We start from the raw sequence: 5,139 nt of genomic DNA on the forward strand, positions 1-5,139 counted from the left end.
GCATTCAAATGCGCAGTGGACTGCTCATCGGTCTGACCGCCAGAGAGGAACACGATACCCGGCAAGGTCGCCGGCACGGTGGTCTTCAGCACGCGCACGGTGGCGTCGGCCACTTCTTCGACTTCAGCCTGCTCCTCGGCGTCTTTGCCCGGGATGACCATGCTGACTTTCAGAATGGTGCCTTCGAGCATCACGTTCTGTTCGTACAAGGCATTGAACAAGCTGCGCAGCACGGCTTCGTGCACTTCGTAGCTGACGTCGATGCTGTGGTCGCCGTCCATGATGACTTCGGGCTCGACCATCGGCACCAGACCAGCTTCCTGGCACAGCGCGGCGTAACGGGCCAGCGCGTGGCAGTTCGCTTCGATGGCGGTGGAGCTGGGATTGTCTTCAGTGATGTTGATCACTGCGCGCCACTTGGCGAACTGCGCGCCGAGCTTGGCGTACTCCTGCAAACGCTCACGCAGGCCATCGAGGCCCTCGGTGACGACGTCGCCCGGGAAACCAGCCAGCGCCACCGGACCCTTGTCGACTTTGATACCCGGGATGATCCCGTTCTTCTTCATCAACTGGGTGAACGGCACGCCGTCCTTGGTCGACTGACGAATCGTCTCGTCATAAAGAATCGCACCGGAAATATGCTCGTTCACACCTGGCGCGGTGAGCAGAAGCTCACGGTAGGCACGACGGTTTTCTTCGGTGTTCTCGATGCCGACGGCCTCGAAACGCTTCTTGATGGTGTTGGTCGATTCGTCGATGGCGATGATGCCCTTGCCAGGCGCGACCATCGCCAGGGCGATGCTTTCGAGATCTTCGATGCTCATGACGACTCCGTGAAACGAGGGCGGTTAAACCGCACAATAGTGAGTACCGCCCCGGACAGGGCAGCAAGGTTCAAAGAGCGCGATTATAGCCGGAACCGCCGTAGCGGTCGCCCTGCCCCGAGAAGAGCCTGTCCGAGGTCTCTCCCCGCAGCAGAACGTTGCCGTTAAGCCGGCCGCCACAGGGAGAGCTTGAGCAGGCTCTCAGGGGTCAATGGGAGCTGTCGTAACCCGGCAACTTGCAGGCGTCGGTGATCTTTTGGCGTTCAGCCTTATCGGCAGGCAGGTTGAACGGAACGATGTAATAAGTGGTGACAGGCTCTTTCTTGCTCGCATTGGCTAGCGATGGGCCGTAGCTGAAGTTGCTGATCACGCTTTTCGCCACCGTGCCAAGATCGCTCTCCGGCACAACCTTAACTACTTGAATATCCTTTGGAACACCATCGGCATTGATGGTATAGCTGACCGCCGCGCACCCTGGCTTATCCATGTTGCGACCGCTGTTGGGAATGTCTGCACTGACCTGGGTATTGAGCAGAATCCAATAGCTTTGCAACCGCTGCGGGCCGACCGTCTTAGCCTGCGCTTGCGCCAAAGCAGGCACGCTACAAACCAAGGCCACAGCCAGTAGCAGACTCCGGCGAATACAGCTCGACATGGTGTTCATAGTGCCTCCAGCGCAAACAATGGGGATGGAATCGCAGTGTAATCGCAGAGCTCGGAGCCTGTCCTCGGCGACAAATCGCTCTGGCCAGATAGACAGATCGAATCCAAACTTCTCGCCGCGCCAAGTGCTGAAAGACCGGCGCCTTACAACTCGCGCAGGCTTTCCACCTCACCGTCGGCTCCGACCGAAAGCAGCTTCAAGGTATTGGTGCCGCCACCGCGGCCTACGTGATCGCCATGCGTCAGCACCACGCGATCCCCCTCGCTGAGCTTGCCCGAGGCAAACAACTGCTGCACCGCCTGACGCGACGACGAAGCCATCGTCTGACCAGCGTGGTTGAACGCCACCGGCTGCACATCGCGCAACATCAGCATGCGGCGGCGGGCATCGTCGAATGGCGACAGTGCATAGATAGGCACCGCGCTGCGATAACGTGACAACCACTGCGCGGTCGCACCCGATTCGGTCAGGGCGATAATCGCCCGCACACGCAACTGGTTCGCCAGCAGCATGGCGGCCAAGGCAATCGCCTGGTCGGTGCGATCCAAACGATGATCGGCCGTATTCAAATCTTCTTTCGGCTCGAACTGGCGTTCGGCACCCAGGCAGATGCGACGCAGTGCTGCGACCACCACATCCGGATGCGCGCCAGCGGCGGTCTCTTCGGACAACATCACCGCGTCGGTGCCGTCAATCACCGCATTGGCGACATCGAGCACCTCGGCCCGGGTCGGGATCGGCGAGCGCACCATCGATTGCAGCATTTGCGTGGCCGTGATCACCGCACGGTTGCGCTGCACCGACTCGCGAATAATCTTTTTCTGCAAGCCGGGCAGCTCAGCATCACCGATTTCCACACCCAGGTCGCCACGAGCCACCATCACCACATCGGATGCATCGATGATTTCGCCCAGCACCGGGATGGCATCCGCACGCTCGATCTTGGCGACCAGCGCGGCGTTGCCACCGGCCTCATGCAATAACCGGCGCGCCTGCTGCATATCGGCCGCCGAGCGCACAAAGGACACCGCGAGAAAATCCGCACCGATTTCCGCAGCCAGCTTGATATCGGCACGATCCTTGTCAGACAAGGCCTCGACCGACAAACCGCCGCCCTGGCGATTAAGCCCTTTGCGGTCAGACAACTTGCCGCCGATCAACACTCGGCAACGCACTTCGGCACCCACCACATCTTCCACGGTCAGGGCGATCAAGCCATCGTCCAGCAACAGCACGTCGCCCGTATGGACGTCATTGGGCAAACCGTAATAGCTCACACCGATACGTGTGGCGTCGCCGGGAGCTGCCCCGGGACTGCACTCAAGCACAAAGGTATCGCCGACGTGCAGCTCCACCGGCCCATGGGCGAAGCGCTCGATACGAATCTTCGGCCCCTGCAAATCGGCGAGGATGCCAACCTCGCAACCGACCTTGGCTGCCGCCGCGCGTACCGCAACGGCGCGAGCGCGGTGGTCATCCGGCTGGCCGTGCGACAAATTGAGACGAGCTACGTTCACGCCCTCGGCAATGATGCGTTCAAGCATACCCGGCGCATCGGTGGCAGGGCCCAGAGTGGCGACGATCTTGGTACGGCGAGAGTGGGTATCGGTAGTCATCCGCCGAGGCTAGCAGAATTGTATTTATGTGCTAGGGGGCAGAAGACATGTCTCTCGCACAACACCCCAACAGACGCCTATCTGAAGGTTAATCCGGCCTTATGCCTCACCGAATCGCATCAGGCGCTTGCCGCCGACGAGTCGCCGCAATGTCAAACCGGGCGGCGAATCTTGGCCGCCACTTGCTCCAGCAATTTATCCAGGCTGCTGAGCAATAACTTGACCTTCACTGCCTTGCTGACCGAATGAAGCTTGTCTCCGGGAACAGCACCCAGGCTATACACCGTGACTTTGCCTTCAACGTGTTGATAAATAAGTAAGCCGTTGACCGTGAGGCCATCGGCATCGGCAAATTGATTCAATACCTTCTGCATTTTTTGCAGAGCCGCATCGTCTCCGGCGACCGCCTTGCGCAGCGCCTCAACCGACAGCCCAACTGGCACGGTATAGAGATAGAGGTTGCCGACTTCCTTCGACTCTCCAGTACAGATGAAACATTCTTTCCAGTCCGCGGAAAGCTGATCGATCTCGCGCAGATCGATCATCAACTGCTGCCCGTCTTGATAAGGCTCTTCGGAGATATCCAGAAAGACCAACCGATAGGGCCCGGGGTCCCCGGCGAACGCATTGCAGACCACACCGAACTGCAGAGCTAAAAATAGCGCACTGGTCGCAAGTAATCCCCGAATGCTCATCCCTTCATCCCTTTATCCATAGTTGATATCCCTCTCCACGAGAGGACGACTGATTCATCGCAAATGCCCGCTGGCGGCCGAAGGCTGATCCCAGTGTGTGGGGCTCAGCGCAACAGCGCCTCACAAAAACCACCAGCCTCTCCTGGATGGCAAGACGGCTAAACCTTTGAAAGCTCTGCTCGTCGGTCCAGGTCACACCACTCATCAGCATAGCTGGGTAGCGAATGAGCGAATGGTTATCTCATCCCCGACGAAGCGACGACTTGGATACTTTATCGCGACCGACAGAACTGTCTGCCGACCATATCGATGGCGCCAGCCCGAGCATCATGTCCGGTTGCCGTGGCGCTGGCAATTACGACGACGCCAGAGCCTGATTCAGCACCTCGGCGAGACGGCGTCCGGCCTCGCGCAAGCGTTTCTCGGCAAGCGGCAGCTCGGCATCGATATAGGCCTGGTCGATCACGTGACCGGTGGGGTAAAAACCGGCTTCGCCAGTGGCACGGCAAGACTCTTCAGCCCATTGCGCATAGTCGTTGTCCAGCGGGGCGACAGATGCAGGCAACGCCGTCGGCCCGCGCGCATCCAGCTCCTGGGCATAAGCCCCCCAGGCCAGACCGTGCGTCCCCAGCAGGCCGGAGTCCCAAACTTTGTGCAAATTGCTGCCTTTGCCGGCAAATTGCACCTGGTAATCGTTGCCACCCTTGTCATCGCGGAAACCCGCATGCAGCGGCTGATGCATATCGCCGATGAAATGCACGACGAACTTCAAGGCATCGCGGCGGCTTGCATCGGACTGGGTCTTGTCCGCCAGTATGGCCACATAGTGCGCGACCCCACCCACCACGCAGCGATCATCCGGGCAATCACGTGGCGGCACGTAGTTGCATGAGGCGTCACGAAAGTTGATGTAGTGCAAGCCGCGCGTGTCGTTCCACAGGGTCTGCTGCGCCGGATCGTTGCGCACCTCATCGGCCCAGCTGGCGATATCCGCGAGCTTGCCAGTGTGCTCAGGCGCCAGCAAACGCTCCACCTCGGCCTCGGCAGCCGGGCTGAGATGACGCTGCGCCAATTCGGCAACCACGCTATGGCCGACCGGCCCCCAAGCCTGAGCGATCGGCGTAACCGCCAAAAATGCGAACAGGGTGGTGGCGAAGCGATAGGCTGGGCGCATAGTTCAAATGATCCGACAAAAGAGCCAAGAAGCTTGCCACAACCTAGGGCCTGTTCACGCTATTCGCGTAGCCCGCGTTGTCGTTGAGTAGCTGCCAGGTGGTAGTGCGTGGCGCCGGCCTGGCTGGCTGCCAGGCCAAGCCGCGCGCTGTCGCATGGCGGCTACT

At 59.9% G+C, this 5,139-nt stretch carries 5 protein-coding genes; all 5 read right to left on the minus strand.

Going from position 1 to position 5,139, the window contains the following annotated elements; all coding sequences use genetic code 11:
- The coding region (locus tag OUZ52_RS22100; protein WP_266160757.1) for a class I fructose-bisphosphate aldolase at nt 1–824 on the minus strand (824 nt) is incomplete at its 3' end.
- A gap of 208 nt (nt 825–1,032) precedes the next feature.
- Nucleotides 1,033–1,488 carry an energy transducer TonB gene (locus OUZ52_RS22105; RefSeq protein WP_266160758.1) on the minus strand — a complete coding sequence of 152 codons (456 nt, stop codon included), beginning with the start codon at nt 1,486–1,488 and terminating at the stop codon, nt 1,033–1,035.
- A 143-nt stretch (nt 1,489–1,631) separates the two neighbouring features.
- Nucleotides 1,632–3,104 (minus strand): pyruvate kinase, encoded by a 1,473-nt coding sequence (gene pyk, locus OUZ52_RS22110; RefSeq protein ID WP_266160759.1) that lies wholly within the window; start codon nt 3,102–3,104, stop codon nt 1,632–1,634.
- Between the two features lie 152 nt (nt 3,105–3,256).
- Nucleotides 3,257–3,799 carry a hypothetical protein gene (locus tag OUZ52_RS22115; RefSeq protein WP_266160760.1) on the minus strand — a complete coding sequence of 181 codons (543 nt, stop codon included), beginning with the start codon at nt 3,797–3,799 and terminating at the stop codon, nt 3,257–3,259.
- A gap of 355 nt (nt 3,800–4,154) precedes the next feature.
- On the minus strand, nt 4,155–4,973 hold the full coding sequence (locus OUZ52_RS22120; RefSeq protein WP_266160761.1) for a S1/P1 nuclease: 819 nt from the start codon (nt 4,971–4,973) through the stop codon (nt 4,155–4,157).
- Nucleotides 4,974–5,139: the final 166 nt, after the last annotated feature.

The organism is Dyella silvatica, assembly GCF_026283955.1.
GTDB classification, from domain to species: domain Bacteria; phylum Pseudomonadota; class Gammaproteobacteria; order Xanthomonadales; family Rhodanobacteraceae; genus Dyella_C; species Dyella_C silvatica.

Coding starts and splice junctions, on each gene's coding strand:
- OUZ52_RS22120 (WP_266160761.1), bottom strand. CDS start 4,973: ATGCGCCCAGCCTATCGCTTCGCCACCACCCTGTTCGCATTTTTGGCG.
- OUZ52_RS22105 (WP_266160758.1), bottom strand. CDS start 1,488: ATGAACACCATGTCGAGCTGTATTCGCCGGAGTCTGCTACTGGCTGTG.
- pyk (WP_266160759.1), bottom strand. CDS start 3,104: ATGACTACCGATACCCACTCTCGCCGTACCAAGATCGTCGCCACTCTG.
- OUZ52_RS22115 (WP_266160760.1), bottom strand. CDS start 3,799: ATGAGCATTCGGGGATTACTTGCGACCAGTGCGCTATTTTTAGCTCTG.